The organism is Ruegeria sp. AM2, from assembly GCF_056540685.1.
In genome coordinates this window covers 47042-73311 of record NZ_JBQFXE010000013.1, presented here as the reverse complement: position 1 = coordinate 73311, position 26270 = coordinate 47042, and the positions used below count along the sequence as shown (strand labels likewise).

The 26270-nt window shown below is 57.6% G+C and carries 22 protein-coding genes and 1 pseudogene; 8 read left to right on the top strand and 15 right to left on the bottom strand.

The annotated features are described in order from the left end of the window. Position 1: 1 nt before the first annotated feature. Positions 2-919, bottom strand: coding sequence for a glycosyltransferase family 2 protein (locus tag ACR0CR_RS18205; RefSeq protein ID WP_480601880.1), 918 nt, complete (start codon positions 917-919; stop codon positions 2-4). Between the two features lie 145 nt (positions 920-1064). Between ACR0CR_RS18205 and ACR0CR_RS18200 the strand changes: the two genes are divergently transcribed. Together ACR0CR_RS18200 and ACR0CR_RS18195 are read left to right on the top strand one after the other, a co-directional pair. Then, entirely contained in the window at positions 1065-1319 is a 255-nt protein-coding gene (locus ACR0CR_RS18200; RefSeq protein ID WP_480601879.1) for a hypothetical protein, read from the top strand. 130 nt (positions 1320-1449) lie between these two features. After that, complete coding sequence (locus tag ACR0CR_RS18195; protein ID WP_480601877.1) at positions 1450-2913, top strand: lipopolysaccharide biosynthesis protein; 1464 nt, start codon at positions 1450-1452, stop codon at positions 2911-2913. Between the two features lie 29 nt (positions 2914-2942). Here ACR0CR_RS18195 and ACR0CR_RS18190 read toward each other — a convergent pair whose 3' ends face one another. Then, positions 2943-4217 carry a PepSY-associated TM helix domain-containing protein gene (locus ACR0CR_RS18190; RefSeq protein ID WP_480601875.1) on the bottom strand — a complete coding sequence of 425 codons (1275 nt, stop codon included), beginning with the start codon at positions 4215-4217 and terminating at the stop codon, positions 2943-2945. 228 nt (positions 4218-4445) lie between these two features. Here ACR0CR_RS18190 and ACR0CR_RS18185 point away from each other — a divergent pair, with 228 nt between their 5' ends. Together ACR0CR_RS18185 and ACR0CR_RS18180 are read left to right on the top strand one after the other, a co-directional pair. Further along, on the top strand, positions 4446-5444 hold the full coding sequence (locus tag ACR0CR_RS18185) for a glycosyltransferase family 2 protein (protein WP_480601873.1): 999 nt from the start codon (positions 4446-4448) through the stop codon (positions 5442-5444). Further along, positions 5441-7492, top strand: coding sequence for a hypothetical protein (locus ACR0CR_RS18180; RefSeq protein ID WP_480601872.1), 2052 nt, complete (start codon positions 5441-5443; stop codon positions 7490-7492). The genes ACR0CR_RS18185 and ACR0CR_RS18180 overlap by 4 nt, the downstream gene beginning before the upstream one ends. 83 nt (positions 7493-7575) lie before the next feature. On the opposite strand, the gene ACR0CR_RS18175 is transcribed toward ACR0CR_RS18180, so the two are convergent. The 6 genes and pseudogenes from ACR0CR_RS18175 to ACR0CR_RS18150 all read right to left on the bottom strand — a co-directional run. Next, the gene (locus ACR0CR_RS18175; protein WP_480601871.1) at positions 7576-9405 is read right to left on the bottom strand and encodes a hypothetical protein; all 1830 of its coding nucleotides are present in this window, start codon (positions 9403-9405) and stop codon (positions 7576-7578) included. Between the two features lie 2 nt (positions 9406-9407). Further along, a complete protein-coding gene (locus ACR0CR_RS18170; protein WP_480601868.1) occupies positions 9408-10145 on the bottom strand; it encodes an SDR family oxidoreductase in 738 nt (245 codons plus the stop codon). Further along, positions 10142-11467 carry an FAD-binding oxidoreductase gene (locus ACR0CR_RS18165; RefSeq protein ID WP_480601866.1) on the bottom strand — a complete coding sequence of 442 codons (1326 nt, stop codon included), beginning with the start codon at positions 11465-11467 and terminating at the stop codon, positions 10142-10144. The genes ACR0CR_RS18170 and ACR0CR_RS18165 overlap by 4 nt, the downstream gene beginning before the upstream one ends. Then, complete coding sequence (locus tag ACR0CR_RS18160) at positions 11464-11886, bottom strand: GtrA family protein (protein WP_480601865.1); 423 nt, start codon at positions 11884-11886, stop codon at positions 11464-11466. The genes ACR0CR_RS18165 and ACR0CR_RS18160 overlap by 4 nt, the downstream gene beginning before the upstream one ends. Continuing rightward, entirely contained in the window at positions 11883-13337 is a 1455-nt protein-coding gene (locus ACR0CR_RS18155; protein WP_480601864.1) for a UbiA family prenyltransferase, read from the bottom strand. Before ACR0CR_RS18155 ends, ACR0CR_RS18160 begins: the two co-directional genes overlap by 4 nt. A gap of 46 nt (positions 13338-13383) precedes the next feature. Continuing rightward, positions 13384-13473, bottom strand: a pseudogene (locus ACR0CR_RS18150) (sugar phosphate nucleotidyltransferase); the annotation flags it as partial. A 671-nt stretch (positions 13474-14144) separates the two neighbouring features. Here ACR0CR_RS18150 and ACR0CR_RS18145 point away from each other — a divergent pair. The 3 genes from ACR0CR_RS18145 to ACR0CR_RS18135 all read left to right on the top strand — a co-directional run bounded on the left by ACR0CR_RS18145 (position 14145) and on the right by ACR0CR_RS18135 (position 17059). Then, positions 14145-14396: a hypothetical protein gene (locus tag ACR0CR_RS18145; RefSeq protein ID WP_480601862.1), complete on the top strand. Its 252-nt coding sequence runs from the start codon at positions 14145-14147 to the stop codon at positions 14394-14396. Beyond that, positions 14390-15754 carry an arylsulfotransferase family protein gene (locus tag ACR0CR_RS18140; protein WP_480601861.1) on the top strand — a complete coding sequence of 455 codons (1365 nt, stop codon included), beginning with the start codon at positions 14390-14392 and terminating at the stop codon, positions 15752-15754. Before ACR0CR_RS18145 ends, ACR0CR_RS18140 begins: the two co-directional genes overlap by 7 nt. 78 nt (positions 15755-15832) lie before the next feature. After that, on the top strand, positions 15833-17059 hold the full coding sequence (locus tag ACR0CR_RS18135; RefSeq protein WP_480601859.1) for a PepSY-associated TM helix domain-containing protein: 1227 nt from the start codon (positions 15833-15835) through the stop codon (positions 17057-17059). Positions 17060-17261: 202 nt separating this feature from the next. Here ACR0CR_RS18135 and ACR0CR_RS18130 read toward each other — a convergent pair whose 3' ends face one another. The 6 genes from ACR0CR_RS18130 to rfbF all read right to left on the bottom strand — a co-directional run bounded on the left by ACR0CR_RS18130 (position 17262) and on the right by rfbF (position 23169). Then, complete coding sequence (locus ACR0CR_RS18130; protein ID WP_480601857.1) at positions 17262-18605, bottom strand: arylsulfotransferase family protein; 1344 nt, start codon at positions 18603-18605, stop codon at positions 17262-17264. Between the two features lie 197 nt (positions 18606-18802). Then, positions 18803-19204 carry a GtrA family protein gene (locus tag ACR0CR_RS18125; RefSeq protein ID WP_480601855.1) on the bottom strand — a complete coding sequence of 134 codons (402 nt, stop codon included), beginning with the start codon at positions 19202-19204 and terminating at the stop codon, positions 18803-18805. Then, the gene (locus tag ACR0CR_RS18120) at positions 19201-20082 is read right to left on the bottom strand and encodes an NAD-dependent epimerase/dehydratase family protein (protein ID WP_480601853.1); all 882 of its coding nucleotides are present in this window, start codon (positions 20080-20082) and stop codon (positions 19201-19203) included. The genes ACR0CR_RS18125 and ACR0CR_RS18120 overlap by 4 nt, the downstream gene beginning before the upstream one ends. After that, a complete protein-coding gene (locus ACR0CR_RS18115) occupies positions 20082-21323 on the bottom strand; it encodes a methyltransferase domain-containing protein (RefSeq protein WP_480601850.1) in 1242 nt (413 codons plus the stop codon). The genes ACR0CR_RS18120 and ACR0CR_RS18115 overlap by 1 nt, the downstream gene beginning before the upstream one ends. Beyond that, the gene (rfbG, locus tag ACR0CR_RS18110) at positions 21320-22414 is read right to left on the bottom strand and encodes a CDP-glucose 4,6-dehydratase (RefSeq protein WP_480601848.1); all 1095 of its coding nucleotides are present in this window, start codon (positions 22412-22414) and stop codon (positions 21320-21322) included. The genes ACR0CR_RS18115 and rfbG overlap by 4 nt, the downstream gene beginning before the upstream one ends. Then, complete coding sequence (gene rfbF, locus ACR0CR_RS18105; protein WP_480601847.1) at positions 22396-23169, bottom strand: glucose-1-phosphate cytidylyltransferase; 774 nt, start codon at positions 23167-23169, stop codon at positions 22396-22398. The genes rfbG and rfbF overlap by 19 nt, the downstream gene beginning before the upstream one ends. Positions 23170-23841: 672 nt before the next feature. On the opposite strand from rfbF, the gene ACR0CR_RS18100 reads away from it, so the two are divergent. After that, a complete protein-coding gene (locus ACR0CR_RS18100; protein WP_480601845.1) occupies positions 23842-25329 on the top strand; it encodes an NAD(P)/FAD-dependent oxidoreductase in 1488 nt (495 codons plus the stop codon). A gap of 19 nt (positions 25330-25348) precedes the next feature. Here the strand turns inward: ACR0CR_RS18100 and ACR0CR_RS18095 are convergent, their stop codons facing one another. After that, on the bottom strand, positions 25349-26251 hold the full coding sequence (locus ACR0CR_RS18095) for a sulfotransferase (protein ID WP_480601844.1): 903 nt from the start codon (positions 26249-26251) through the stop codon (positions 25349-25351). Between the last annotated feature and the right edge of the window lie 19 nt (positions 26252-26270).

Sequence of the window (26270 nt, the reverse complement as noted above, 5' to 3'; positions counted from 1 at the left end):
CTCACGGTCTGAGATGCAGCCGCGAGATCATGTCGGCAATCAGCCCCAGCGACCAGATCATGATCGCGGCCAGAAACGAGAACACCGCTGTTTCGCTGAGGTTCCAATAGAACATGTCGATAATGAATTTCACCGTTCCCAAAGTGAAAAACATCAGCCCCAGCGGGATGAACACCCGCAGCGGATTGAACAGGGTGCTGATGCGCAGGATCAGGATGATGAAGTTCAGAAAGTCGATCGGCCGGATTTTCGATTTGCCCACCCGCTTGCCGTATTCGATCGGCGTATAGATCATCCGCTTGCTGTTCGAGGTCATGCATAGCGTGATCGTGGTGGTGAACGAGAAATTCTGCGGCAGCAGCGGCAGGAACGGGATCAGTTCGGATTTGCGGAACACCCGCAGGCCCGAATTCAGGTCGTTGATCTTACGCTCGGCCAGGAATGAGGCGAAGGCGAACAGGAATTTCTTGGCTGGCCTGCGCAACAGCGGCACGTTTTTCATCGCTGCCCCCCGGTCGCCCACTACCATGTCCTGATCGCGGCACATGGCCAGCATGCCTGGCAGATAACGTGCGGGATAGGTGCTGTCGGCATCCAGAATGGCGACATATTCATGCTGCGCCATCCGCACCCCGCGCTTGAGGCTGGCGCCATAGCCGGAATTGACGTCGTTGAAGGTGACGGTGGCCCCGCTGGCCTCGGCCTCGGTGCGGGTGTTATCCTGACTGGCATCGTCCACGACGATGATCTCGTAGGGAATGCCCAGCGGTTCCAGATGAGTGCGCACGTCCTCGACCGTGTGGCGGACAGCGTTTTCTTCGTTATAGGCAGGAATGATCACACTCAGGCTCATGCCTGATGTGTCCGGTGCACCGGTTGCGGTGTCGTCCGGTGTGATCTGCTCGGCAACCTTGTTCATGAAAATGGAAACCCTTTACGTATTTAATATTTATCCTGCCCGGCCTCGTCCGCATGACATGTATGATAGCCAGAGTGCGACGGGCTTAAATCCCTCTGCCACCCATAGTATTCAAACACGGACAGGCTGAACATAGACAATAATTTTGACCAAATTCGATCTTTCTGGCGTCATGTTTTGTACGGCGCCTACTGTTTATAATCTCTGCTTGTTTTCCAGAAAGGGGATGATGATTTCAACGACTCTGATGAGTGTGCATCCGCGCAATGGCAGGTTTTCCAATATGTTCGGCCATTTTGGACTTTGGGCAGAGCGCCGCGAATGTTTCCAAATTTGCTCTTATGCGGGCAAAGATGCGGGTTTGATCTCAAAATGGTTAAAAAGTTTAGATTTGCAGTGAGGGCCGATGTTGGTGGGGTATTGGGACATTGGCAGGATATGCCAAATGGTTGGGCTTTTGTCCGAGGGGGTCTGAGAATGGAGGCTGACCAACAGCCACGTCAAAAAACCAAAGAGCGGGAAGGAGCGTGATGCCTCTGGGGCAGCGTTTCACCAGCGGCATTGCCTGGATGTCCATCGGCGTCTGGGCCGAACAGGCATTCAATTTCATTATCATTGCCATCCTTGCACGGTTGCTTGGGGCCGAGGCCTTTGGCCTGCTGGCAATGGCTGCCGCCTTTGTTCTGTTTTCGGAATTCCTGGTGCGCGAGTCGATCTCGGATATCCTGCTGATCCGTGATGAACTGACCCCGGCCCGGCTGAACTCGGTGTTCTGGCTTTTGGCGCTGCTGGGTGCGGTTCTGATGACCCTGCTGTTTCTGGCTGCGGGTCCGGTGGCGAGATTTTACCGCGAAGATATGGTGCAGGATCTGCTGGTCGGGCTGTCGCCCACCGTCATGATGATTGCATTAACCGCTGTTCCCGTTGCAATCCTGCGGCGCAAAATGGAATTTCGCGTGCTGGCCCTGCGGGCTATTGCCGGGGCGGTCGTTGGCGGTGTCGTCGGCATTGGCATGGCGTTGGCGGGATACGGCGTCTGGGCTCTGGTCGGTCAGCGATTGGCCCTGACCGCCACGAATATCGTCATGGCTTGGGGGGCGGTCTCGTGGCGGCCGGGCTTGTCCGTGTCACGCAAGCATCTCCGGGAGATACTGCATTTTGGCCACCGCATCCTCGGATTGCGGGCGGCTGAGCTGACGGCTGTGCAATCGCCGGTCGTGATCATCGGCGCGCTGATGGGGCCGGTACAGGCGGGGTATTACGCCATTGCCTGGCGTGTCGTCGAAGTCGCGTTCTTCATGTTGATAACACCGCTTCGGATGGTGGCGCAGCCTGCATTCGGTGCGGTCGAGCGCGGGGGCGGGCACGCGAAGGATTTGTTGCTGGATGTCATGCGCCTGACCGGGTTTCTGGCCTTTCCGGCCTTTGCCGGACTGGCGGTATTGTCCGAGCCGGTACTGGTGCTTCTGTTTGGTCAGAAATGGTCTCCGGCCGCTCCGGTCCTGAGCCTGATGTCAGTGCTTGGCATGTATCTGAGTGCTGAAAAGGTGCAGCAGACATTCTGTCTGGCTGCTGGCCGTCCCGGTCGTCTGGCGATCCTGACCTGGATTGAGGTAGGGCTGGCAACGATAGTGATCGCAGTCGCCGCTCCTTACGGGTTGCCGCTGGCAACGGCATGTTTTGTGGCGGTTTTTCTGCTTGGCTGGCCATTCAGGTTCGCCAATTTGGGGCATATCGTGGGGGTGCCCGGCCCGAAGTTGATGTGGCCGCATGTTGCGCCGCTTCTGTTGTCGGCGGGTATGGCGGCGGCAGTGCAGGGGGTCGTGTGGCAATTCGACGGGAGGCCACCGGTTTTGACCCTGTTCGTCGGTACCGTGATCGGAATCGCAGTTTATGGCCTTCTGGCCGTTTTGTTTCAACGCAACAGATTGCGTCTGCTGTTTTCGATGGTTCGACCTCATGGCGAAACTGGCACACGGGAAGTCGGGGGATAGAAGGCGATCGCTATTTACTGTCTATGCGGTCAATGCCCGACAGGGGTCTTTATGACCAGCCGTACCTCCAAGGGGGCTGCGTCGATCGGAATCGCCCTGGTTTTCTCATGAGACGTGGGGCCAAATCGGTAAAAAGCAGTGACCAGAATGCCTGCCAGCAGCAGGATATAACCCCACCGGGTCCATCCCATGCCATGCCAAATCCGCCGTAGTGGACCGCGAGGCGTGGTATCAGACGTCAGCCGGGTGGCGAAAATCAGAGCACCGGTAAACGCAAGACCGGTGGCTGTAAGCCCGAGCACAATCCAGAGCGCCATCGAAAACCCGCCGCCCCAGGTGCCGAAATGCAACTTGTTCATCAGGGGCTTCCAATAAGAAAAGCCCTGGATGTCATTCGGCGTGAACGCGCCAAGAACCTCCAGTGTCACCGGATCGATTGCCACACTGGCGTTCGAGAAGATTTTGGAAACGCCCTCTACAGGGCCTTCGAAACGAAGGCTGTCCGTCTTTTTGTCTGGGAAGATGATAATGGATGGTTCGAACCCCTGCAGAGCATCACGGGCCCGCGCTTCGGCCCGATCGATGAGGGCTGAATCGAAATTGGCCGGCAGAACCGACTCGCGTGGGACAGGCAGTTGCGCTTTCGGCTTCGTGCCCTCAAGCCCCAGACCGCCCAGTAGAAAGTAGAAACTGGTCACCGAGATCAGTATCAGCAGTGGTGCGGCCCAAACGGCGGTCAGCCGATGCGCGCCGCCAGCCCAGGACCGGTAGCCACCCGATTTGCTGGGCCAGCGGAACAATCCTTTCCAGAACCTGCGATAGGTGATGAGCCCACTGACAACCTGAAACAGCAGCAGGACCGACGTGGCACAAATCAGCAGAAAGACGATCCGTTGCTGGGTCAGGAATGTGTCATGCAAATCGCGCAGGATGTTGCGAAACCCCTTGGGTCGCGTTTCACCGACGATCGCGCCGTTTTCGGGGTCTGTCCACAAGCTTACCTTTTCCCCCCAGCCCATGCGGACAAATGTGCGGTCCGCGAACCATGGGGCCGGGCGTCTGATTGTCAGAGAAATTTTGCTCTCGGGGTGAGTTTCTTTGATGCTGTCATAAATCAGGCCGAAGCTGGCGGTGCGGTCATCTTTGGCGATGGTGGTCCAGATTTCTGGACGACCGACTGATTCCAGCTCGAAACCGGCGACAAGCAACGTGCCTGTCAGAAACATGAACGTAAAAAACAGCGACAGATGCAGGCCCAGCCAAGTGTGCAGTTTAAAGAGTGTGTTGCGGGCCTTGCGGTTCATCTAAATTGCTGCCGGTTTACAATTCCTAAGCATACTAAACGGAGTAATTGCATGGGAAACAATAGTTGTAAGATTTCGTTGCCGGATGTGAATGGATTTGGCCGTCTGTTTGACGGCTGGCATGGGGTATTGTGCGATATTTCTGCAGGTTAGGTGTTGTGCGAATCCCGGACTTCGCGGGATGGTGTGACTATACCCGAGTGTTGGTGGGGTAAGCGGTGCTTTTTGATGTTAAATAAAGTTATGAAAACAATTTCCATTGTCTCGCCGTGCTTCAATGAAGAAGACAACGTGGCGAACTGCTATGAGACCGTAAAGTCGATTTTCGACAAGGAACTGCCGGGCTACAAGCGCGAGCATATCTTCATCGACAATGCTTCGACTGACCGGACCGTGGAAATCCTCCGTGGGATTGCAGAAAAGGATCCGGACGTGAAGGTCGTGGTCAACGCCCGCAATTTTGGGGTTTTCCGGTCAACCTTCAACGGATTGCGCTATGCGACCGGTGACGGGGTTGTCGTCATGTTGCCGGTTGATCTACAGGACCCGCCCGAACTGATCCCGGAATTCGTCGAATTATGGGAAAACGGATATGACGTGGTGGCGGGCGCGCGCAGTGCCCGCGAAGAAGGTTTCGTGATGCGCAATGCGCGCGGGCTGTTCTATCGGATCGTGAACGGGCTGTCGGATGTCTGGCTGGAGCCTTCGGTCGGAGAGTTTCAGCTGATTGACCGTAAGGTTCTCAAGGCGGTGCTGGCGCACAAGGATCATTATCCTTACATCCGCGGCATCATCGCAAGCTGTGGCTTTCGCCGGATCATCAAACCCTATGTCTGGAAGGCTCGGGCAAAGGGGTTGTCAAAACACAGCCTGATGGCGCTGATCGATCAGGCATTGAATGCGATCTTTTCCTTTACGCGGGCTCCGATGCGCTTCTGCACGATCAGCGGGCTGGTGATCGCGATTGCCTGTATTCTGTTTTCGCTCTTTTCCGTGGTGCTGTTTTTCATCAATCCCGATCAAGCGCCCCGCGGGACAACGACCATCATCGTATCCCTGTTCTTCCTGTCGGGTATTCAGATGCTGTTCATCGGAATGCTGGGGGAATACATCACCTCGATCCACAATCAGGTGCGCGGCGGACCTATCGTGACCGAACAGGAACGCATCAATATCGAAGGCCCCGCGCTGGATCCGGCCCTGACCCGAGAAGAGCACCTGGCATGATGACCCTTTCAGGCCGGGCGCAGCGATGCTGTCTTGCGCTTGTGTTGGTTTTGTCTGCCAGCTCTGTCTGGGCGGCAGATACATCCGCCACCAATGCCACCCTGCCCGAGTTGCGTGTGTGGTTTGCGATCATGTCTGCCTCAGCTGCGCTTTTGCTGGGGATTTTCTGGGTGCGTGGGAAGTTTCTTTTTGGCCTTTTGGGCGCGGCCATTCTTTTGGGCAGCTCGGCCCGGTTGTGGCTGACACAGCCGCTTTGGTTTCCACGGCTTGAGATCTCGCCCGATCCGCCCGAAAACTTGATCATGCTGGCGATACTGGCAGCGCAGGCGGTGTTGACAGGTTTCGTCCTGATGCGACCTGCCGGGCGGGAAATGATCCGTGGCCTTGTTGCCGGCGCAGGAATTTTTCGCCTGTTTCTGCTGATGGTTCTGGTTGGGGTCTTCTGTCTCTCGGCGACGCCTTATGTGGCCTATGGTCATCATGTGGCTTTTGGGCTGCAGATTGGCGTGGGGGGTGCGCTGTCTCTTATCCAAATGGCCACGCTGGTAGCCATTTTCGCTGTGGCGGGACCGGACCGCGTACCTCGCATTCCGGTTGGTGCTCTGGCGGTGTTTGCGGCGTTGGTCAGTGCTGTACTGGCTTGGACGGCGTTTGACCGAGTCCCGCATGTTCAGGATGAACTGGCCTATCTCTTTCAGGCCCGCACCTTTGCGGCCTGGGCGCTCTGGGCTCCGGCCCCGCCCGAAGCGGCGCAGCCTGCATTGGAATATTACCTTTTCGACGTCGTTGGCGATAGGTGGCTTGGTGTTCCGGCACAGGGTTGGGGTGTCGTTCTGAGTCTGGGTGTTCTGGCCGGGGTGCCCTGGTTGGTTAACCCAATCCTGACCGGCATATCTGTCTGGTTGGCTCATGACATCGTCCGTCGTGCCGTCAGCCGAGAGCGCGCGGACCTGGTTGCTCTGCTCATGGCGACTTCGCCTTGGATGTTGGCCACAGGGGCCTCGCTGATGACGCATTCCACGATGCTGACTACGGTGCTTCTGGCCTGGTGGTGTCTGATCCGGGCCGGAGGGGGTTCAACCCGCAACGCGGTGATACTGGCCTTTGTCGCCGGACTGGCGCTGGGGTGGAGTTTTGTCACCCGGCCGCTGGATGCGCTGATTGTAGGCGGATTGACGGGCCTGTGGTTGCTGCGGCGACTGCCCGCTGGCTTTGGTCAGGTTCTGGCCTGCGCGGTGGGCGGTATCCTGGCCGGATCAGCTCTGTTCCTGTTCAACTACGGGATCACCGGTGATGCGCTGCTGACCCCGCAATCCGATTATCTGAGCCGGTTGTGGCCCGACACGAAGAATGCGTTCGGATTTGGGGCGCAAGTGGGACCGCCCGCCAAAAGCTGGGGTTCGCTTGACATCTGGGTCGGTCACAGCCCCGCCGAAGGTCTGCTCAACCTGTTCAACAGTATCGCATCGCTCAATCTTGAGCTTCTGGGCTGGACATTCGGTTCGCTGGTGCCGCTCTGGATTGTCTTTATCTGGCGCGAACGGCTGACCGGGTTTGACCAGGCAATGCTGGTGGTTTTTGTGGCGCTTGTGGGGGTGCTGTTCTTCTACTGGTTCACGGGCACGTTCTATGTCGGGCCGCGCTATTGGCATACGGCCTTGCTGCCAATCCTGGTTCTCTCGGCCGCAGGTATTGAGGCGATCAACAACCGGTTGCCCGAACAATACTGGGGCCGCCTGCGCTGCGTCGTCCTGCTGCTTTGTGCGGTATCGGTTGTCAGTTTCACCTCATGGCGGGGTGTGTCGAAATACAGCGGATACGGCGGCTATACCGGTGACATCAGACGGCAGGCTCAGGCCGCAGGTCTGGGCCATGCGCTGGTCTTTGTCTCTACGACAGGGGAAATCGGGTCTGCGCTTTATCTCAACGATCCGTTCCTGCCGTCAGGTCAGCCAATTTTCCTGCGCGATCTGGGGCCAGAACAGAACGCAGCCGTAATCGCGGCCTTCCCCGGACGCGAGGTTATCTATCTGAGGGCTGCCGAATAGGCGAAGGGCTTATTCGGCAGCGTGTTGGTTTTCGACATTTGCGAAATTGCGCCGGGCATTGCTTGCACCCGTCGCGCACAGCATCAACGCTCTTGCGCAAGCAGCCGCAGACTTTGCTGGTTATGCCGACGCTGCCCATCCAGAAGGTTGTCAAAGTCGATGTTTTCAATCGGACGGGTGGTAACCCGCCTGAGTTCGTCCACCAGCCTGTCAGCGTGAGGAGAGTCCCGACGCACATAAAGGAAATGCGTGTACTCCTCCGGGGAGGGGTAAGGATAGGGGATTTCTCCGACCGCAATCCAGCGATCGCGCAGCTCGCGCATCCGGATGTGTAACATCTCGAGCCGTTCGTCGTAGGTCATCTTGCCCATGAAGCGGTCGTATCCGGCAAAGATCACCGGCTGCAGCAGGATCTTCTGCACGTATTCGGACTGCACCAGCGGGTCGTCGCGGCCACTCTCCGCACCCGCGCTAGCCGCCGGCACCGGGCCGAGATAGACGTCCGGATCGGACCCCCAGATATACTGTTCACGCTCCGTCGGCGTAATCGGCTCGCGCCCGGACAATACGTTGTCCGTCAGCCCGACCGGATCGATCAGCGAGAACCCGCTAGCATACGGAATGTAACCGGCCGAATCGAAGACAAGCGTCCCGTCGGGCCCCGCCTCGGAGCGCGTGAGCGCATCGGCAATCGGCTCATAGTGCAGTGTCTGAATCCCGCTGAACCACTTCCGATGACGCGAGCGGTCGAATTCAAATTGAACCGCCAAAGCACAGAGTGCCACCCCTGCAACCAGAACCCGCCCGCCCGCTGATCCTAATGCTCGTCCGGCAAACTCTTGCAGCCGCTCGGTGGAACGACCCGAGGAGAGCAGCCAACCCAGCCCGATCCAGAAGAACACGGCCATGGGGTATTCGAACCGATTGAAGAAGCCCACGAGATGAAGCGTGGTCGTGTAGTATGTCAGAAAGACTGCAACAGGAACGACGAGCAGCGCGACGCGAGCGGGCCCTTGATTGCCGTGGTCGCCCCGAAAACGCCAATCGACGAATATCAGCAACGGGACCAGCAGCCCTATGCGCCAAAGCATATCGTTGAGGAATCTCGCGACCGGTTGAATTCCGTTAAACGCCAGAGGATCCGATGACTTCACATAGAAGGAGTTGGGCAGGACATATCCGAAATAGCTGTACTTCCATGCCAGGAAGGTCAGCCCCATTGCGACCAGCACCACAAACGAGACGGCAAGTTGCCGAATGAAGAGTGTGTTCGCCTGCGTCAGCCAGGCCCGCAGCGCAACGATGCCCAAAACAAGCCCTTGGCCCATGATGAAGAGAGCCGCATCCGGTCGGCACAAGAGACAAAAGAAATTCACCACCGCCAGCCCCAAAGCTGCGGTCCAGGTCCGGCGATTTAGCAAGATCAAGCTGGTCAGGAAGCTGGCGGAAATCAGGGTCAGAAAAATCAGCGTCTCCATCCCCGAGTTCAAGTGAACAGAGAAGGCCACGCCGGAAAAGAACATCGCGAGCGGAAGCGCAGCCGCCACGTCAAAGCGGCCGGTTAGGTTTCTGATCGTGAGGTAAAGGATGGCGACCAGGGACGCGAGGACAAGGGTGTTCATGACATAAAAACTGGCGGCCAAGGACAGGCCGAGTTTGAAGGCCGCCGCGTAGAGCAATGTCTGCAGGAAAGAAGTGGAGCCTTCCACTGGAGGTCCGTCAACATTCCAAACGATCCCCAGGCCTTGACTGAGGTGTTCGGCAAAGCGGATCGTTATGTAGGCATCGTCCGGGAAATAGCCGCCGAAGCGCGCTGAGCGAAAGGCGGCAATTAATAGACCCCCAACAATTAGCAGCCACGGGACGAATTTTTGGAACGTGCGTAACGCCTCGGCTCTTGCTTCTTCGCGCATCGTCATATCCTCAGCTTCTTGAAAACCCGCTCGGGAATATTCCGGATGATCAGCATAATCAGCCGCCAGATCGGGCGAAAATAGATCACGTCCTTCCGGCCTGCGACAGCACGTGCGATGGCATCCGCGACCTCGTCTGGTTCAGCGGTCAGCTTGGCCGGCAGGTCCATACCTTCGGTCATTTGCGTCGAGACAAAGCCCGGAAGGACCGTCAAGACATGAACCCCGCGTTTGGCGAGACGATTTCTCAGACCTGACAAGAAGGCTGTGAAGCCTGCCTTTGCTGAGCCATAAACGTAGTTCGTCGCCCGACCACGGTCCCCTGCGACCGAACTGATGCCAACGAGGGTGCCGCTGCCGCGCGCCTCGAAGCTGTTGGCAAGGACCGCAAGGATGCTCGCCGGGCCTTCGTAATTGCTGCGCATCACACGGCAAGCCGCCTGGATATCGCGCTCGTTTTCCGCTTGTTGGCCCATAAGGCCGACGACACAGACCGCGACCTGGGGCAGCTGTGGAAGCGCCGCGACAAAGGCTTCGTGGGTTTCAGTCGCCAGTGCATCGAATTCGTGCAGGGTCACCGAAACCTCGTGGCGCAACTCCATATCGGTCTTGTCGGCTTCGAGGGCAGAGGCGTTGCGGGCAGCCAATTGGACGGGATGGCCAAGCGAGGCAAACTTGTGGGCGACTGCCTTGCCGATGTCGGATCGAGCGCCGAGGATGAGCACGGGAGGTTTTGTCATAGGGCCAGCCTTTCGGATTGGGCCGATCTGAACCGGCTTGTGTACCCATGGCTGTCGCAGTGGGCGCGGAAATCAGCGGCGCGGATGTCTGAGGCACGCAGCGTCTCGGCGCGCATCCGACTATCTTTCGCAAGGTAAAAGCGGCCGCCGTGCTCAATGGTGATCTGGTCCAGTTGCTCCAGCAGCGCCAGGGTTTTCCTCGTGACCGGAAAATCCAGCGCGAGCGTGTAGCCATCCATCGGAAAGGAGAAAGCGCTGTCCTGCTTGCCGAAGCGTTTCAACACCGCAAGGAAGGATCCGGAACCGGCCTTTGCGATCTCGGCCAAGAGTGCCGTCAGCCCGGCCTCGGATTGGTCCAGCGGCAAAGCGCATTGAAACTGGACAAAGCCTTTGCGGCCATAGATGCGATTCCAGCCCAGGATCGCGTCGAGCGGGTAGAAGTAGCTGTCCCAATCTACGAGATGCTCGGCCGTCTTTCGCGCGCCGGCCCAATAGTAAAGGGCGTTGAAGGCACGCACGGTCAGGCTGTTCAGCGCAAAGGCCGGAAAGTCGACCGGGACCGAGAGCTTCCGTTTGGTCTTGGTCTGGAAAGGGGCCTGCGCCTTACCCGTCGGCAGATCGCCGTGGGTTGCATGCTCTCCGAGCATTACCAGGGATCGACCGAGATTGCCGCGGGTGCCGAGGGAATCGATCCAGGCCACGGAATAGGTCGCGTCCTGCGTTGCCTCGAAAGCGGCCATGGCAGCCTTAAGATTGGGTGCAGCGATGGTGGTCTGGCGAATCCAGGCGGTTTCGACTGACCGCAGACGGATGGCGGCGCGCAGGATGACGCCGGTCAGCCCCATGCCTCCCAAAGTGTGGTCGAACATTGCTGCATCGTCCTGTGGAGAGCAACGGCGGATTCCACCATCCGGCCCCATAACATCGATCCAGTCGACGCAGGATCGGAAACTCCCGTCCTTGTGGTGGTTCTTGCCATGGATGTCCGCCGCGATGGCACCGCCCAGCGTGACGAACTTGGTCCCGGGCGTGACCATCGGGAACCAGCCGCGGGGCAGAAAGGCGGCAATGATGTCGCCAAGCAGTACTCCGGCCTCCGCGATCAGCTGACCGGAGGCGGGATCGAAGGCGATCATTCGGTTGATGTGCCGCGTTTCTATGGTGGCGGACGTGTTGATGGCGCTGTCGCCATAGGCGCGACCATTGCCACGGGCGATGAGAGTCGGCTCGGAGAGGACCAGGCTCCGCAGTGCGTCCACGCTGCGCGGCCGATGGGTCTTTGCCTCCAGCACAGGATATCGCCCCCACCCTGACAGCTTCATGCCGACGCCGCCATTTGCCGATCGGTGAACACGAAGCGCCGATCGAGCCTGTACTTCACGACATAGCCGACCGAAAGCCCCAGGATTGCGCCCAACTCGCGTATCAGGTCCGTCTGCCAGATCAGCCAGAACGCTGTTTCGGTGCCCCAGAAGATCGCCGTTGTGATGAGCCCCATGGACGTATAGAGCGAGAATTTCCGGCCATGATTTTTCACGCCAGTCTCAATGTCGTAGAAGATCCAGCGCTTGTCGAGGACATACTTGATTACGAGGCCAACGATGGTTCCCCCGCCCACGGCGGCAGCGAAATGGCCACCAGTATCCCCGAACTGCAGAACCAAACGCTGGGTGGCAAGATTGGCAATAGTCGCCACAATGGCGAAGGCCGCGTATCTCAAGATGAGCGTCTGCCGCGTCATGCCAGCGCCCCTCCGACAACAAAACCCAGAATGATCAGCAGGCACATCTGGCTGATGCGGTCCTTTGCCGCGTAAACCACGGGATCGTCATGCATATGGCCACGGTGCGCGACCATCACTGCCCGGGTGATCCAGTAAAGCAGGACGGCGCAGACGCCCCACAGGGCTTCGGGATGCGCGTAAAGTTCGACCACAGCGGGCGAATTGACGTAAAGCATCATCACAAGCACGGAAACGTACCCCGAGCCGATCGCGATCATCGATATGATCGGCAGGTCGTCCACGTGGTATCCCCGCCTGCTGGCCTTGAGGCTGCCGGGATCGGTGCTGTCGATGAGCTCGGTTTGGCGTTTGACCGCAGCCAGCGACAGGAAGAAAAACACCGAGAATGCAAGTAGCCAGACTGACAGCGGAATACCGGTGGCGACCCCGCCCACAATAATCCGGGTCGTGTACAGGCCTGCCAGCACGAAGATGTCGATGACGATTTTGCGTTTGAGATGCAGGGAATACGCGGTGGTCAACAGATAATAGGTCGCCATCCCCAGCAGGAATGACAGGCTGAGGCTGATTGCAAGCAGGCCGCCGAGAATAAGCAGCCCCGCCGCCATCCATGTGCCGTGGGCAATCGGGATGCTGCCAGAAGCAAACGGGCGGTTCTTCTTGTACGGGTGGGCTCGATCTGCAGCGAGATCAAGCAGGTCGTTCAACACATAGACGCTCGACGCCACCAGGTTGAAGCAGACGAAGGCGAGCAATGAAAGGAGGAAGGTCTGGCTGTCCAGCTGATGCGCTGCCAGCATGGGCAAGAAGACCAGCACGTTTTTCAGCCACTGGTGGGGCCGCATCGCCTTGATGTAGGGTTTGACCGATTTTGCGTCGGTGACGAGATGTTCGACGTTTTCACAGACGCGCTCAGCTTCCCGGCGCAATGCGGCAGGGGCGTTCACGGTGATGGCCTTGGCGGCCCGCTCCCAGACTGGCAGATCGGCTTTGGCATCCCCCATATAGGCGAAGCCCCTCGACCCGAACCGCTCTGTCAGGAATTGCCCTTTGTGGTCGCCCTTCAGGTTCAGTTTGCCATCAGAGCCATGGACTTCGTCAAAGATGCCCAGATGCCCAGCGATTGCTTCGGCAAAATCACTGTCACTGGCTGTGACGAGTGCCGTTTTTCCTCCAGCCTCGCGCCAGGCTTCGACAAAGGCTATCACCTTGGCGTCATACGGAAGGGTAGCGGTTTCGACTGCCGAGGCTGCGGCCAGATGGCGCTTGAGAGATGCCCGGCCACCAGCCAGCGCCGCAACGGAGAGGAACGGGCTGCGCCAGTCCCGACCAAAGGCCGACCAGAAGCTCTCATGGAGCATGTCGCTGCGCAGGAGCGTTCCATCAAGATCGACCACCAACATGCCCGGAGCGGAATCATCAAGATTGTTAAACAATACTGCTGTCACGTGCCACTCCGAAAACCTTGGCTTAGCTTAGCGCCCTATTCTGCACTCCGCCGATCTCGACCATGGGTTTGGGTATGCGTACGGTTTCCTCGCTGAGCCGAGTCCCTAAGCCGCCGGCCAGAATAACGCACTTCATAAAATTGCTCCCTCGTTAACCACGAAGTCAGCCACTAATTAGCCGGTCTATAACCTAGACCTGACGTGGCTCTGTTTCTCCAAACACTCAAGGGCAATAGGGCGGAAGCGTTGGCCCCCTGTCAAGATTCACAAAGCCACGAGTCGTGACGCTCCTGATTTCCCGATGCTCTCGTGCCAAAGAGTACACAATATGCCCTGTGAGGTGAAATTGTTGACTTGTCCGCACATGCCCAAAGAGCATTCGGGCCACACCGCCCGCAAGAGTTCAGATCAAGGCAACGCGGACCGGATATTTTGCCTCTGCCATGAAAGTGTCCGGGGTTTGCCTTCGGCTGTCCGACAGCCATGAGGACGCCCTTAATTGCGTCGAAATATATCTATTATTCAAAATTTTAGGGCGAAACTTGCACTGCCATCAAAGGGGAAAGCGGTTGGCTTTCCACAGGGCTCAGGCTCTTTCCCGGGGTGCAAAGCCAGGTCTGCATACCTGTTCATGCGTCAGATTAAATCGCGCGCTCTGGGCGGTGGCCCAACACGCATTCATGGATTCAGAGAAAAAAGCGAGGACGAACCGGGTTCCATTTCCTGCGCGCCAACATGATTTTGTTGTGAATCTCAGGTAACCTCCTGTAGCCTGACGGCAGTGGTTTTAGTGCGGATGTTAGTCATTTGAAAAAAGATATTGTTCCCGTAGTTATTATCGGCAGCTTCATCAAATGGAAGATCCAGCCCAAACCGCGGAAAGACGCCTTTGAAGAATGGGTGAACAACCGCTTTGGCGGGCGGCTCGATATGCATTTCTTCCACAGTTACACCAAAAAGGTCTGGAACGCGATTTCCGGCGCCAATGACACGGCCAGCCTGATCAAGGAATTCCAGTACCCGCGTCTGGGCCCCGGCATGATGAGGAAACCATGTTGAAGCATCTGGACAAGATCGCGTTTTTCGTAGCGCTACCGCTGCTGGTCGTCGGCCTGGCCTTCGGGGCCGGGATGTATTCGGGTGTGAAAAAGAACTTCGCCTACAGATCGGCCAAACAATTCCAAGACAACATGTTTCTGGTTTTTGATGAGCGCGAGAACTGGGTGCCTGGTGGCCGACCGATTCATTTTCTGCAACCTGCACGAAACCCGGGAAGTGAGGTTACCGTCAACGAACGTCCGAATGATGGAAGCCTGATCCTCATTTCCGGTTTTTTTGGCGACGACAACGAATTACGGCTCATACAGCGCGACGGAACGCTGATGGCACGATGGCCGGTTCGGTTTTCCGAACATTTCCCTGACACCTCCCACATCGAGAATCCGCCGGCGACGGACCACAACATCGACACACACGGAGCGCTCATCCTTCCGGATGGATCGGTCGTCTTCAACTACGACTATGGCGGCACGGTCAAACTCTCGCGTTGCGGAGAGGTCGTGTGGGCACTCGCGCATCCGACGCATCATTCGATCGAAGTGGCCGAAGGGGGCGGATTCTGGGTTCCCGGACGCCACTATCTAAGACCCCCGGAATATGATCACTTCCGGCCTATGACCCGTCCGGGTCCGGGTAAATACTTCCTGGAAGACCTGGTTTTGAAAGTGTCGGATGACGGAGAGATTGTAATCCAGAAGTCCGTTCCTGAGATCCTCTTCGAGAACGGGCTCGATGCGCTGCTGACAGCAACAGGCTACAGTTTTGGCCACGGAGCCCGCCGCGACGTCGAGCTCGTCCACGTAAACAAGATTGAAGAACTTCCCGCAGCGTATGCCGACAGTTTTCCGGAGTTCGAGGCCGGCGATCTGCTGCTGTCGCTTCGGACCTACAACCTTCTGTTCGTCGTCGATCCGGATACCTGGAAGGTGAAATGGCATCAGACCGGTCCGTGGCGGCGCCAGCACGATCCCGAGTTCGATGCGGATGGCACCTTCTCGGTATTCAACAACAATACCTATCAGCTGGATTACCGTCCAGATAACTCGATCGATCTGGATGCCCCGCTGGTTGGCAATATCCTGAAAGTGGACCCGTCAAAAGGAGCGACGTCGGTCGTATTCGGTGACCGCGACGGCGAAGAGTTCGGCACGGTCGTTAGGGGCAAGCATGAGATCACTGGCGACGGCGGGTACCTGATAACCGAGTTCCAGGCGGGCCGCGTCTTTGAGACCGATGCGGATCGCAGGATCGTTTGGGAATACGTCAACAGGTATGACGAGGACGAGGTTCTGGAGGTGACCGAAGCCCGGATCTATCCCGCCTCGTATTTCACGACGGATACCTGGGCTTGTCCGTAGGCGCAGCCTGGCGAAATATGTGTTGCGTGGCTATGAGGAGCGTCAAGCTCTTCGCCGGAATTCTGAATTGGGATTGCAATGTTCGACTTCCGCTCTCGTTTACCAAGCTGGCATCGATTGCACTCTTTTTTCGGGTTAGGTGTATCGTTGTTCTTCGCCTTCCTGTTTCTTACCGGCACGCTCTTGGTGTTCGCGCCAGAGCTGGACTGGTTGCGATACTCAGAAGTTCGCGCATCGCCGCAGGGTAGTGCGAAGCTGAGTTTGGGAACGATCTACGACGCGGCCGCCAGGGCCAGGCCCGATTGGGACATTGTCGCGCTCGTTCGATCAGAGGGTGCGCGGTTTGCCGACCAGGTCACGGGCGTCGGGCCAGAAGGCGGCGATGCGTTTCTTTGGGTCAATCCCTACACCGGTCAGGTGAATGGCGAGACGTCCTCATTTACCATCCATGCCGCTCTGTTGCGATTGCACGAAGCCCTGTTCATCCCCGGGCACCTGGGCAAGCTTGTCGTTACCTTCTTTGCCATTCCTCTGACCGCCACAGTTATCGCCGGCCTGTTTCTCTACCGCCGGTTCTGGACCGGATTTTTCCGCTGGCCGCGCTTTTCGAGCCGCTCCCGTGCCTGGCTCAGCGATCTTCATCGGCTAATCGCAGTCTGGTCGCTGGTCTTTTTCGTGCCCCTGATGGTGACCAGCCTTTGGTATTTTGTTGAAACCGTCGGACTCGATGCGCCCGCTACGCCAGCGAACCGTACTGTCGCCCGCGACCAACTTCTCCCGCCGGATTTCGACGGTGCGCGTCTCGATGCCGCCAGCGCAATCGCCGCAGCGACATTTCCGGGCCTAGAGGTTCGGAAAGTGATCTTGCCCCGCCGACCCGTGCAACCAATCGTTTTCCAAGGGGATCATACGGCGGTTCTGGTTCGTCCTCGGGCGAATTCAGTCTATTTCCATCCGGAATCGCTCGAGGTGCTCGGTGCGCATCGCGGCGAGGACCTATCGCTCCACCAGCGCATTGCGGAAGCCGCCGACCCGATACATTTCGGCACCTGGGGCGGGCTGCCAACGCGCATTCTCTGGGGCCTGTTTGGTGTGGGATTAACGGTCCTGACGGTAATCGGGATTATCATACACGCCAAGCGCATCGGGACCATGCAGCAAAAGATCGCCGGCGGCGCGTCGGCACGTTCCGGCTTCGCCCGCGTCTGGCGCGGGATGGGCCCGTGGGGACTTGGGGGCTGGCTTTCGGTAGGGCTGGTGGTAACAGGGCTGGCTCTGCTAACGCGCAGCTTCCTAGGGGCCTAAAGCGTTTCGGTTTTAACTTGCGACATATCCGGCAGTGTTGAAGGAGAGTATTGCCAAGTGTTGGGCAGTTGCGTTTGAGATTTGACGGTGTCAGAGGTTCTGCATGTTGTCGGGTTCAAAATCTTTGAACCAAAAGTCCGCCTTATGGGCATCAGATCCGATGATCTGGCGGCGGATATCGGTTCCGGCCTCATTCATCAGGTCAACTTGAACAACCTGCCCGTGCGGCTTCGAAAAATTGGGCGTCGAACACGGGATCAAGCCGTTCGGCATATGTCACTGCGCCCAGCAGCGTGTCATCGAGCACGTTGTAATATTCCCAAACTGTCCGCCCGTCCGGTGACCGCTCGAGAACGCGCCCTGCCCGGGCTTCGGCGATCAACAGATTGCCGTTGTCCAGTCGCTGATGCATGCCCATCACGTCGGTAAAGAATGGTTCCCCCCCCGAGTCCGCAACAGATTGCAGAATGTCTCCGGAAATCAGCGAGATCGTATCGACCGAACTGCTTTGGTTCTGAATGCCACGCTGACCGGACGCATTATCGAGCCATTCGGGCAGCAGGTTGTTGTTGTTGAAAACCGAGATGGTGTTGCCGTCGATGAAATCGGCATCGTGTTGGCGCATGACCTTGCCGATAGAGATAAACTTGATGCGCCGATCCTTCGGGTCCATAAGAGCGATCGCGTTGATGTTGCGCAGCGAAACAAGAATGTCGCCATGTTTGGCCACGCCTTCTTCCATATCAGTTCTAAAGACCTCAATGTCATTCACGTGAAGCGTGTCCTTCTTCACGATCGGCGTAAATTCATTCAGGGTCGAGCCATAGAGAAGACCCACGTAACCATTGTCGATCAGGGCCTGATTCAACGAAAACTCGTCGATGACCTCGCCATCGGCGGACACATGCAGCGCCCAGAATTCTTCGAAAGGAGGAGAGTGGTTGGGAAACCTGTCCACAGGTTCGTAGTGGGTTATGAGGCCCGGTATCCAAAACGACCCGTCCGGGCTGATGTCAATTGAATGATGTCCACGTCTGTCGAGGCGCCAGATGACCTCTCCGCAAGGGTTAACCCGCAGCGTGGCGAGTTCGGTGAAATTGAAGACAATATCACCATTTTCCAACAGGGCGACGCCATGAGGGTGGTGTTGTTTTCTGTTCAATATCGGCTCGGGAATATGCGGTGCTTCCCCGGGCCAAAGTTCATCCCAGTTCAAAGCCCATTCCTGGATGACGTCCCCCTGGACATCGACAATTCTGATCTTGTGAACATCCTGATCTTCGGTAAAGCCCGAGACAAGCGTTGCGCCTGGCGCGCGGGCGTTCAGGTCATGAACCACGTCGGGTGTATCTGGGGCGTCATCATATTGGAAATACTGCCAACTCAATCTGTCCTTGTGATAGAGAAGAGCTGTCTTCACTTCGGTAATTGCAGAGTTGATATAGCGGTACGGGGGCCACTGATATCGCGCTGTAAAGATGCCAAAAAGATAGACCGCAGCAATACAGGCGCCCATAAACGCCACCAGTGATAGCTTGTCTTTCATGCTGAAGCTTCCTCACCACTTTTCAATCATTAAAAATCCCAAAATCATTACCAAAGATAATGAGTAGACCCTTATACACCGATAGAGGCGACTTTGTTGCAATTTCGGCATCACCGCGCTCTTTTCGGAGATATGAATACGGCCGGTAGTCCAACGGGCCCAGGTTGACGCATTCCGCTGTTCTTTGTGACATTGTATCAGGTCTCCGCTTGCCACGGAAATCGCAGGGTCAGCGCGCGGGAAACAAGTATGAAGGCAAGTATGGCGACCGGCACCACTATCAGCCCCTGAGCTATGATCGGTTGTAGCCCGGCATTCAAAAGACCCTCGAGCGATAGGGCGTTGAAGATGTAAACGGCCATGTAGGACAGCAGGTAGAAAGGCAGCCGCCCGAACCCTTTGGTATCGAACACGAGCCGCGCATGGGTCATGAAATTCCACGCGACGCCAACAACGAATGAAATGATCAGGGCGGGTTGTGGCGGCAGCCCGGACAAGCTCAGAACAGTGAAAATCGCGTAACCGAAGACCGTGTTCACAATTCCCACCAAGACAAAAAGCGCAAAGGATTTCTTGCGAAGAAAGAGCATCCTCTTCATGCTGGTTCCTTTCTTGCCTTAAGAACCCGCGCCACCCCCGACACGATATCATGCCGTGGCAGGAAACCGGCCTCGCCCCGCAATCGGGTTACATCCGCGGCCAATCGGTCCGGGTCGTCCGGTGCACGTGCAATCGCCCCCAGCCGGATCAGATCGGGGTGATGCATCTGGTTTGCGACCTCTTCAATGAGCTCCCGCACCGGGATTGCGGTGCCGCTGGCAACATTGATCGCGCCTGTAATATCCATCTCCAGCAGCAGACGCAGTAGTGCGCGCGCCAGGTCATCGACATGCAGGAAATCGCGCCTTTGCAACCCATCGGTGCAATCCACCGGCCGACCCGCCTCGAGGTTTGAAATCAGATCGCCGAACAGTCGCCCCGGCGGCTCGTCCGGGCCATAGACAAAAAAGATGCGGGCCCAGGCCAGTGACAGGCCAAGGGCATGCTGCCCTGCGCAAAGCGCCAGACCGGTCCCGGCCTTGGCCGCTCCGTACAGGGTGCGAGGTCGTAAGGGGCTGGTTTCGGTAAGCTCCGACTCCGACCAGTCATACTCGGCGCAACTGCCTGCGCAGACAGCGCGCTGGCCGCCCGTGCGGGCAAATTCCCGTACCAGATGCAACGTGGCTGCCATCCAGTCGAGATTGACCGGGGATGTCCAACGGTCGCGCGCGCCATCATGCCAGGCCAGATGCAACAGATGACTGGCGCGCGCACTTTCAAGCGCCGCCGTGACTGCAATTGGGTCCAGCAGATCGCAGGGGATGTCGCTGGTCTGGCTCCGACCCAGCGTGATGACCTCATGCCCGGTCTCTGCCAAGGCCGGCGCCGTCGCCCTGCCGATCAGGCCAGTCGCTCCGGTTAGCAGAACCCGTGCCATCAGCTGATCCTGACCTCTGGCACGGCGGTGGCGAACCGGGTGCCATGGGTTTTGAGGTCGGCCAGTTGACCCGTAACCTCGTCACGGATGTTCCAGGGCAGGATCAGCACGTAATCGGGTGGCCTTTCGCGCAGCGTCTCGACCCCATGCACGGGAATGTGGCTGCCGGGCAGCAGTGTGTTCTGCTTGGCAGGATTGCGATCTACGCAGTACGAGATCAATTCGGGGCCGATCCCGGCATAGTTCAGCAGCGTGTTGCCCTTGGCGGCCGCGCCATAGGCGGCGATGGTGTCACCACGGGCCGTTGCCTCGTGCAGGAAGGCAAGCAGCCCGTCACGCACCGCCTCGACCTGAACGGTGAAGTTCATATAGCCTTCGGGGCGGTCGAATTGCGCCGCCGCCTCATCGGCGCGGACCTTGGCCAAACCCGACCCATCAGTATGGCTGGCCCCTTCAAGACAGGCAAAAACCCGCAACGATCCGCCATGGGTGGTCAGTTCCTCGACATCGAAGACACGCAGACCGGCTTTGGCAAAAATCTTTTCGACCGCCAGCAGCGACAGATAGGAATAATGTTCGTGATAGATCGTGTCGAATTGCGCGCCTTTTATCAGGTTCAAAAGATGCGGAAACTCAACCGTATAGACTGCATCACCGGTCAGCAGGGTGGCGATCCCGGCGACGAAATCATTGATATCGGGCACATGCGCCAGCACATTGGCAGAGGCGATCAGCGCTGGGGGTTTCTCGGTCTCGGCAACCTTGCGGGCCAGTGTGTCGCCGAAGTAATCGACCAGCGTGCGCACCCCCTTTTCCTGTGCCGCGGCCGCCACATTGCCCGAGGGTTCAATCCCCAGTACGGGGATGCCCTTTTCGACGAAATACTGCAGCAGATACCCGTCATTCGAGGCAATCTCGATCACCAGGTCGTCTGATCCAAGATCGAACCGGCGAACCATTTTGTCCACGTATTCCCGACAATGAGCCAGCCAGCTGTCCGAGAAGCTGGAGAAATAGGCGTAATCGGTGGAAAATATCTCTTCCGCCGGTACGACATCGTCTACCTGCACCAGCCAACACTCTGTGCAGACGCGCGCATGCAGCGGGTAGACCGGATCCGGTGTGTCCGCGCGAGCCGGATCGACATAGGAATTGGCCAGAGGGGACAGCCCGAGATCGACAAGCGTCATCGTAAGCGAGGTGCCGCAATGGCGGCAGGCAGGATGGGTCGTGCCGGTCATATCTGTCTCTTACTCAATGTTTCAAATTCAGCAATCTGGGCGCGGCACAGCTCGGCTGGTGGGGTGCCCCGGGCCCAACCAGCATACCAATCAGCTGTCAGCCGGACGGTGTCTTCAAACCTCAGAGCCGGCCGCCAGCCAAGCATTGCACGCGCCTGCGAGACATCCAGTCGAAGCATATTGGCCTCGTGCGGGGTGTCTGCAGGGGTATCAATCTCAATCCGGCCCTGTCCAAGCGCGGTGATGACGGCCTGGGCCACATCCAGAACCGGACGCTCATCGTCGCGTTCTGGGCCAAAATTCCAGCCTGTGGCAAAGGCCTCGTCCTGTTCAAGCTTTTGGGCCAGCATCATGTACCCCCTCAGCGGTTCGAGCACATGCTGCCAGGGGCGGATTGCGCCGGGGTGGCGCAGCACAACGCGCCCTTCATCGCTCAGGCATCCGCGCACGATATCCGGGACGAGCCGGTCTTCGGCCCAGTCACCGCCACCGATGACATTGCCGGCCCGTGCGCTGGCGATCCGGGCCGGATGCGGGTCGGCAGCGCCTTGCGTATAAAAACTGCGCCGCATCGCTGCGGTGGCTATTTCGGTCGCGCCTTTCGAGGCGGAATAGGGATCATGCCCGCCCATCGGGTCGGTTTCGCGATAGCCCCAGACCTGTTCGACATTCTCATAGGCCTTGTCCGAGGTGGCAACCACGACCGCGCGCAAGCCGGCACTGGCGCGCAGGGCATCCAAAAGCTGGACCGTGCCCAGAACGTTGGTGGCGAAAGTATCAACCGGTATGCGATAAGATCGCCGCACCAGGGATTGCGCCGCAAGGTGAAAGACAAACTCGGGATCGGTCTCGGCAATCAGCCTGTCCAATGCCGCGCGATCATTCAGATCACCGGCGATTGACCGGATTTTGCTTTGGTCCAGCAGGGCCCAGAGATTGGGGTCGGTCTCAGGGGGCAGGGCGTATCCGGTCACTTCTGCACCTGCTTCGGCCAGCCAGGTGGCCAGCCAGGCACCTTTGAAACCGGTATGCCCGGTCACAAGTACCCTTCGGCCTGAAAAGGCGGCTGCGGTCATTCCCAGATTTTCCATGGCGCGTTGCCCGTGGCCCAGTGTTCCTCAAGCTCCTGACGCTCGCGGATGGTGTCCATGGGCTGCCAGAACCCTTTGTGCTCGAAAGCCATCAACTCGCCATCACGGGTCAGGTTCATCAGAGGGCCGCGCTCCCAGATGGTTTTGTCGTCTCCAAGGTATTTCTCGATCTCGGGCGAAAGCACAAAAAAACCGCCATTGATCAGTCCGCCATCTCCGACGGGCTTTTCGGAAAAGTTTAGAACCTGGTTGTCCTGCATCTCAAGCTGACCGAAGCGGCGCGGCGGCGGGACCGCCGTGACCGTCGCGAGTTTGCTATGAGCCCGATGAAAGTCGATCCCGGCCCGGATGTCGATATTCCCAACCCCATCGCCATAGGTCAGGCAGAAGGCCTCTTCATCTTTGAGGTGGGGCATAACCCGCTTAAGCCGCCCACCGGTCTGGCTGTTTTCACCCGTATCGACCAGCGTCACGCGCCAGGGTTCGGATTTACTGTTTGCGACTTCCAGGCTGCCGCTGGCCAGATCAACCGTGACATTCGAGCTGTGCAGAAAGAAGTTGGCGAAGTACTCTTTGATCACGTAGCCTTTGTAGCCAAGGCAGACGATGAAATCGGTAACGCCGTGGGACGCGTAAATCTTCATGATATGCCAGATGATTGGCTTTCCGCCGATCTCGACCATGGGTTTGGGTATGCGTACGGTTTCCTCGCTGAGCCGAGTCCCTAAGCCGCCGGCCAGAATAACGCACTTCATAAAATTGCTCCCTCGTTAACCACGAAGTCAGCCACTAATTAGCCGGTCTATAACCTAGACCTGACGTGGCTCTGTTTCTCCAAACACTCAAGGGCAATAGGGCGGAAGCGTTGGCCCCCTGTCAAGATTCACAAAGCCACGAGTCGTGACGCTCCTGATTTCCCGATGCTCTCGTGCCAAAGAGTACACAATATGCCCTGTGAGGTGAAATTGTTGACTTGTCCGCACATGCCCAAAGAGCATTCGGGCCACACCGCCCGCAAGAGTTCAGATCAAGGCAACGCGGACCGGATATTTTGCCTCTGCCATGAAAGTGTCCGGGGTTTGCCTTCGGCTGTCCGACAGCCATGAGGACGCCCTTAATTGCGTCGAAATATATCTATTATTCAAAATTTTAGGGCGAAACTTGCACTGCCATCAAAGGGGAAAGCGGTTGGCTTTCCACAGGGCTCAGGCTCTTTCCCGGGGTGCAAAGCCAGGTCTGCATACCTGTTCATGCGTCAGATTAAATCGCGCGCTCTGGGCGGTGGCCCAACACGCATTCATGGATTCAGAGAAAAAAAGCGAGGACGAACCGGGTTCCATTTCCTGCGCGCCAACATGATTTTGTTGTGAATCTCAGGTAACCTCCTGTAGCCTGACGGCAGTGGTTTTAGTGCGGATGTTAGTCATTTGAAAAAAGATATTGTTCCCGTAGTTATTATTGGTGGCGGTCCTGCGGGGCTGACAGCAGCATATGAACTCCAGAAGCTGAGCGACACGCATGTGCCCCAGGTCTACGAGGCCTCGGATATGGTGGGCGGCATCTCACGAACTGAGACGCATAAAGGCTATCGCTTTGACATCGGTGGCCACAGATTCTTTACCAAAGTGGGCGAAGTCGAAGACATGTGGCACGAGGTGATGGGCGATGATTTCATCACCGTGCAACGCCAGAGCCGAATCTTTTACCGCAACAAGTTTTACGACTACCCGCTGCGTATCTTTAACGCTCTTGGCAATATCGGTCCCTACGAGACCTACAAGATCATCGGCAGCTTCATCAAATGGAAGATCCGACCCAAGCCGCGGGAAGACACCTTTGAAGAATGGGTGATCAACCGCTTTGGCGGGCGGCTCTATATGCATTTCTTCCACAGCTACACCAAAAAGGTCTGGGGCATTCCGCCATCGGAAATCCGCGCCGACTGGGCTGCGCAGCGGATCAAGAACCTGTCCTTGCCCAAGGCGGTCTGGAACGCGATTTCCGGCGCCAATGACACGGCCAGCCTGATCGAGGAATTCCAGTACCCGCGTCTGGGCCCCGGCATGATGTGGGAAAAGACCCGCGACCTGATCCGCAAAAAAGGCGGCAGCGTCGAGACGCATTCCGAAGTGCTGCAGGTGAACCGGGATGGCAATCGCGTGACCTCGATTGACGTGCGTCACTGGACCGAAGATGGCGAGAAGCACACCGAGCGGGTTGAAGGCGAAGAGTTCGTCAACTCGATGGCGGTGCGCGACCTGATCCACGCCTTTGATCCACCACCGCCACCCGAAGTTGTCGAGGCTGCGGATCGTCTGAAGTATCGTGATTTCCTAATCGTGACCCTGATCCTGAACCACGCCGACCCGTTCCCGGACAACTGGATTTACATCCACAGCCCGAAGGTGAAGGTCGGGCGCATTCAGAATTTCCGCGCCTGGTCCAAGGAAATGCTGCCCAATCAGAACACGGCATCCATCGGGATGGAGTATTTCTGCCAGAAGGGTGACGGGCTGTGGTCGTCTTCTGATGAGGAATTGAGAAAGCTGGCCAGCGAAGAGCTTGAAAAGCTTGGTCTTGCCAAAGCGGACACCGTCATCGACAGCGCCATTATCCGGCAGCCCAAAGCCTATCCGGTCTATGATGGTGAATACAAAGAAGCCCTGGACACTGTCAGCGACTGGTTGAAAACGCTTGAGAACTTCCAGACGGTCGGGCGCAACGGCCTGCATCGCTACAACAACCAGGACCATTCGATGCTGTCGGCGATGTATGCCGCCCGCAACATCATGGGCGAACAGAATGACATCTGGGACGTCAATGTCGAACGCTCCTACCACGAGGAGTTTGAGGCCAAGCCCGAGAAAAAAGCGAACCTGATTGGCGACAATGTGGAAAAACGCACCGCGTCGTAGCCTGGGTGCCTGAAATCTTTCAGGCGCGCCAAGCGCTTAGATCACGCTCGAGCATATGCTCGAGCGTTTCTATTTCCGGCACCAGTCTTTCCTGCAAAATGGCGCGGGCACGGGGGGACATTTCAACGCCCCGCTTAAGATTGAGCCCCGAGAGTCGGTCGCGGATTTTCCAGCGCATCTCCTGCGGCATGACGCGTGCAATCAGCCCGGTGACCGGGTTGGGTTTCATCAGGAAATCCTGAAACAGGCGGCTACGAGGCACCCCCCCGGCATTGAGCTGCGAGGATATGTCCGGCTGAAACCCGGTATCTGCTCCGATGAATTCGGTAATGTCGGCAATCAATCCCTGCGGATCTGCCTGAAAATCTTCGTACGTTCGGATCAGGAATTGGTCGCGATCAAACAGGTTGAAATAGTGCGACAGCTGCTCGGCATAGCGCGGGAACCGGGAGTACCCGAACAAGGGCTGCCACCCTGCGTCCAGCCGCTTTTCTTCAGCATCCAGCGCCTCGGCAAAGTCTTCCAACGGCTCAATCCGTTGTTTCACGGCATAGAGATAATGGGACAGTGCCTGGTCAACCGGATTGCGCAAGATCACCACCATGCGCGCATTCGGGATGTGATGGTGAATCCGGGCCGGGGCCTTAGGCGAATAAAGATACAGCGGCGAGGCTTCGCCACATATGCTGCCTGCAGGGGCGGGGGCAAACAGAGCGCGATAGGCTTCAATATCGACCACTGAATTATTGATATAATCTGCCCCAGGGCCCTTGCAGGCCAGCACCTCCCCTTCAAAGCAGAAGAAGTTCGGCTCTTTCACCGATGGCATGAAGATACTTGGGTTTTGCCGCAAATAGCTATGCAAGGCGGTCGTTCCGGCGCGCGCAGCCCCGATGATCAGGAAATCAGGCAATCCGGTCATCTGTAAAGCCCGATCCTTT

Coding starts and splice junctions, on each gene's coding strand:
- ACR0CR_RS18190 (WP_480601875.1), bottom strand. CDS start 4,217: ATGAACCGCAAGGCCCGCAACACACTCTTTAAACTGCACACTTGGCTG.
- ACR0CR_RS18180 (WP_480601872.1), top strand. CDS start 5,441: ATGATGACCCTTTCAGGCCGGGCGCAGCGATGCTGTCTTGCGCTTGTG.
- ACR0CR_RS18165 (WP_480601866.1), bottom strand. CDS start 11,467: ATGAAGCTGTCAGGGTGGGGGCGATATCCTGTGCTGGAGGCAAAGACC.
- ACR0CR_RS18160 (WP_480601865.1), bottom strand. CDS start 11,886: ATGACGCGGCAGACGCTCATCTTGAGATACGCGGCCTTCGCCATTGTG.
- ACR0CR_RS18125 (WP_480601855.1), bottom strand. CDS start 19,204: ATGAAGAGGATGCTCTTTCTTCGCAAGAAATCCTTTGCGCTTTTTGTC.
- ACR0CR_RS18140 (WP_480601861.1), top strand. CDS start 14,390: ATGTTGAAGCATCTGGACAAGATCGCGTTTTTCGTAGCGCTACCGCTG.
- rfbF (WP_480601847.1), bottom strand. CDS start 23,169: ATGAAGTGCGTTATTCTGGCCGGCGGCTTAGGGACTCGGCTCAGCGAG.
- ACR0CR_RS18095 (WP_480601844.1), bottom strand. CDS start 26,251: ATGACCGGATTGCCTGATTTCCTGATCATCGGGGCTGCGCGCGCCGGA.
- ACR0CR_RS18205 (WP_480601880.1), bottom strand. CDS start 919: ATGAACAAGGTTGCCGAGCAGATCACACCGGACGACACCGCAACCGGT.
- ACR0CR_RS18185 (WP_480601873.1), top strand. CDS start 4,446: ATGTTAAATAAAGTTATGAAAACAATTTCCATTGTCTCGCCGTGCTTC.
- ACR0CR_RS18170 (WP_480601868.1), bottom strand. CDS start 10,145: ATGACAAAACCTCCCGTGCTCATCCTCGGCGCTCGATCCGACATCGGC.
- rfbG (WP_480601848.1), bottom strand. CDS start 22,414: ATGGAAAATCTGGGAATGACCGCAGCCGCCTTTTCAGGCCGAAGGGTA.
- ACR0CR_RS18130 (WP_480601857.1), bottom strand. CDS start 18,605: ATGAAAGACAAGCTATCACTGGTGGCGTTTATGGGCGCCTGTATTGCT.
- ACR0CR_RS18115 (WP_480601850.1), bottom strand. CDS start 21,323: ATGACCGGCACGACCCATCCTGCCTGCCGCCATTGCGGCACCTCGCTT.
- ACR0CR_RS18195 (WP_480601877.1), top strand. CDS start 1,450: ATGCCTCTGGGGCAGCGTTTCACCAGCGGCATTGCCTGGATGTCCATC.
- ACR0CR_RS18120 (WP_480601853.1), bottom strand. CDS start 20,082: ATGGCACGGGTTCTGCTAACCGGAGCGACTGGCCTGATCGGCAGGGCG.
- ACR0CR_RS18175 (WP_480601871.1), bottom strand. CDS start 9,405: ATGCGCGAAGAAGCAAGAGCCGAGGCGTTACGCACGTTCCAAAAATTC.
- ACR0CR_RS18135 (WP_480601859.1), top strand. CDS start 15,833: ATGTTCGACTTCCGCTCTCGTTTACCAAGCTGGCATCGATTGCACTCT.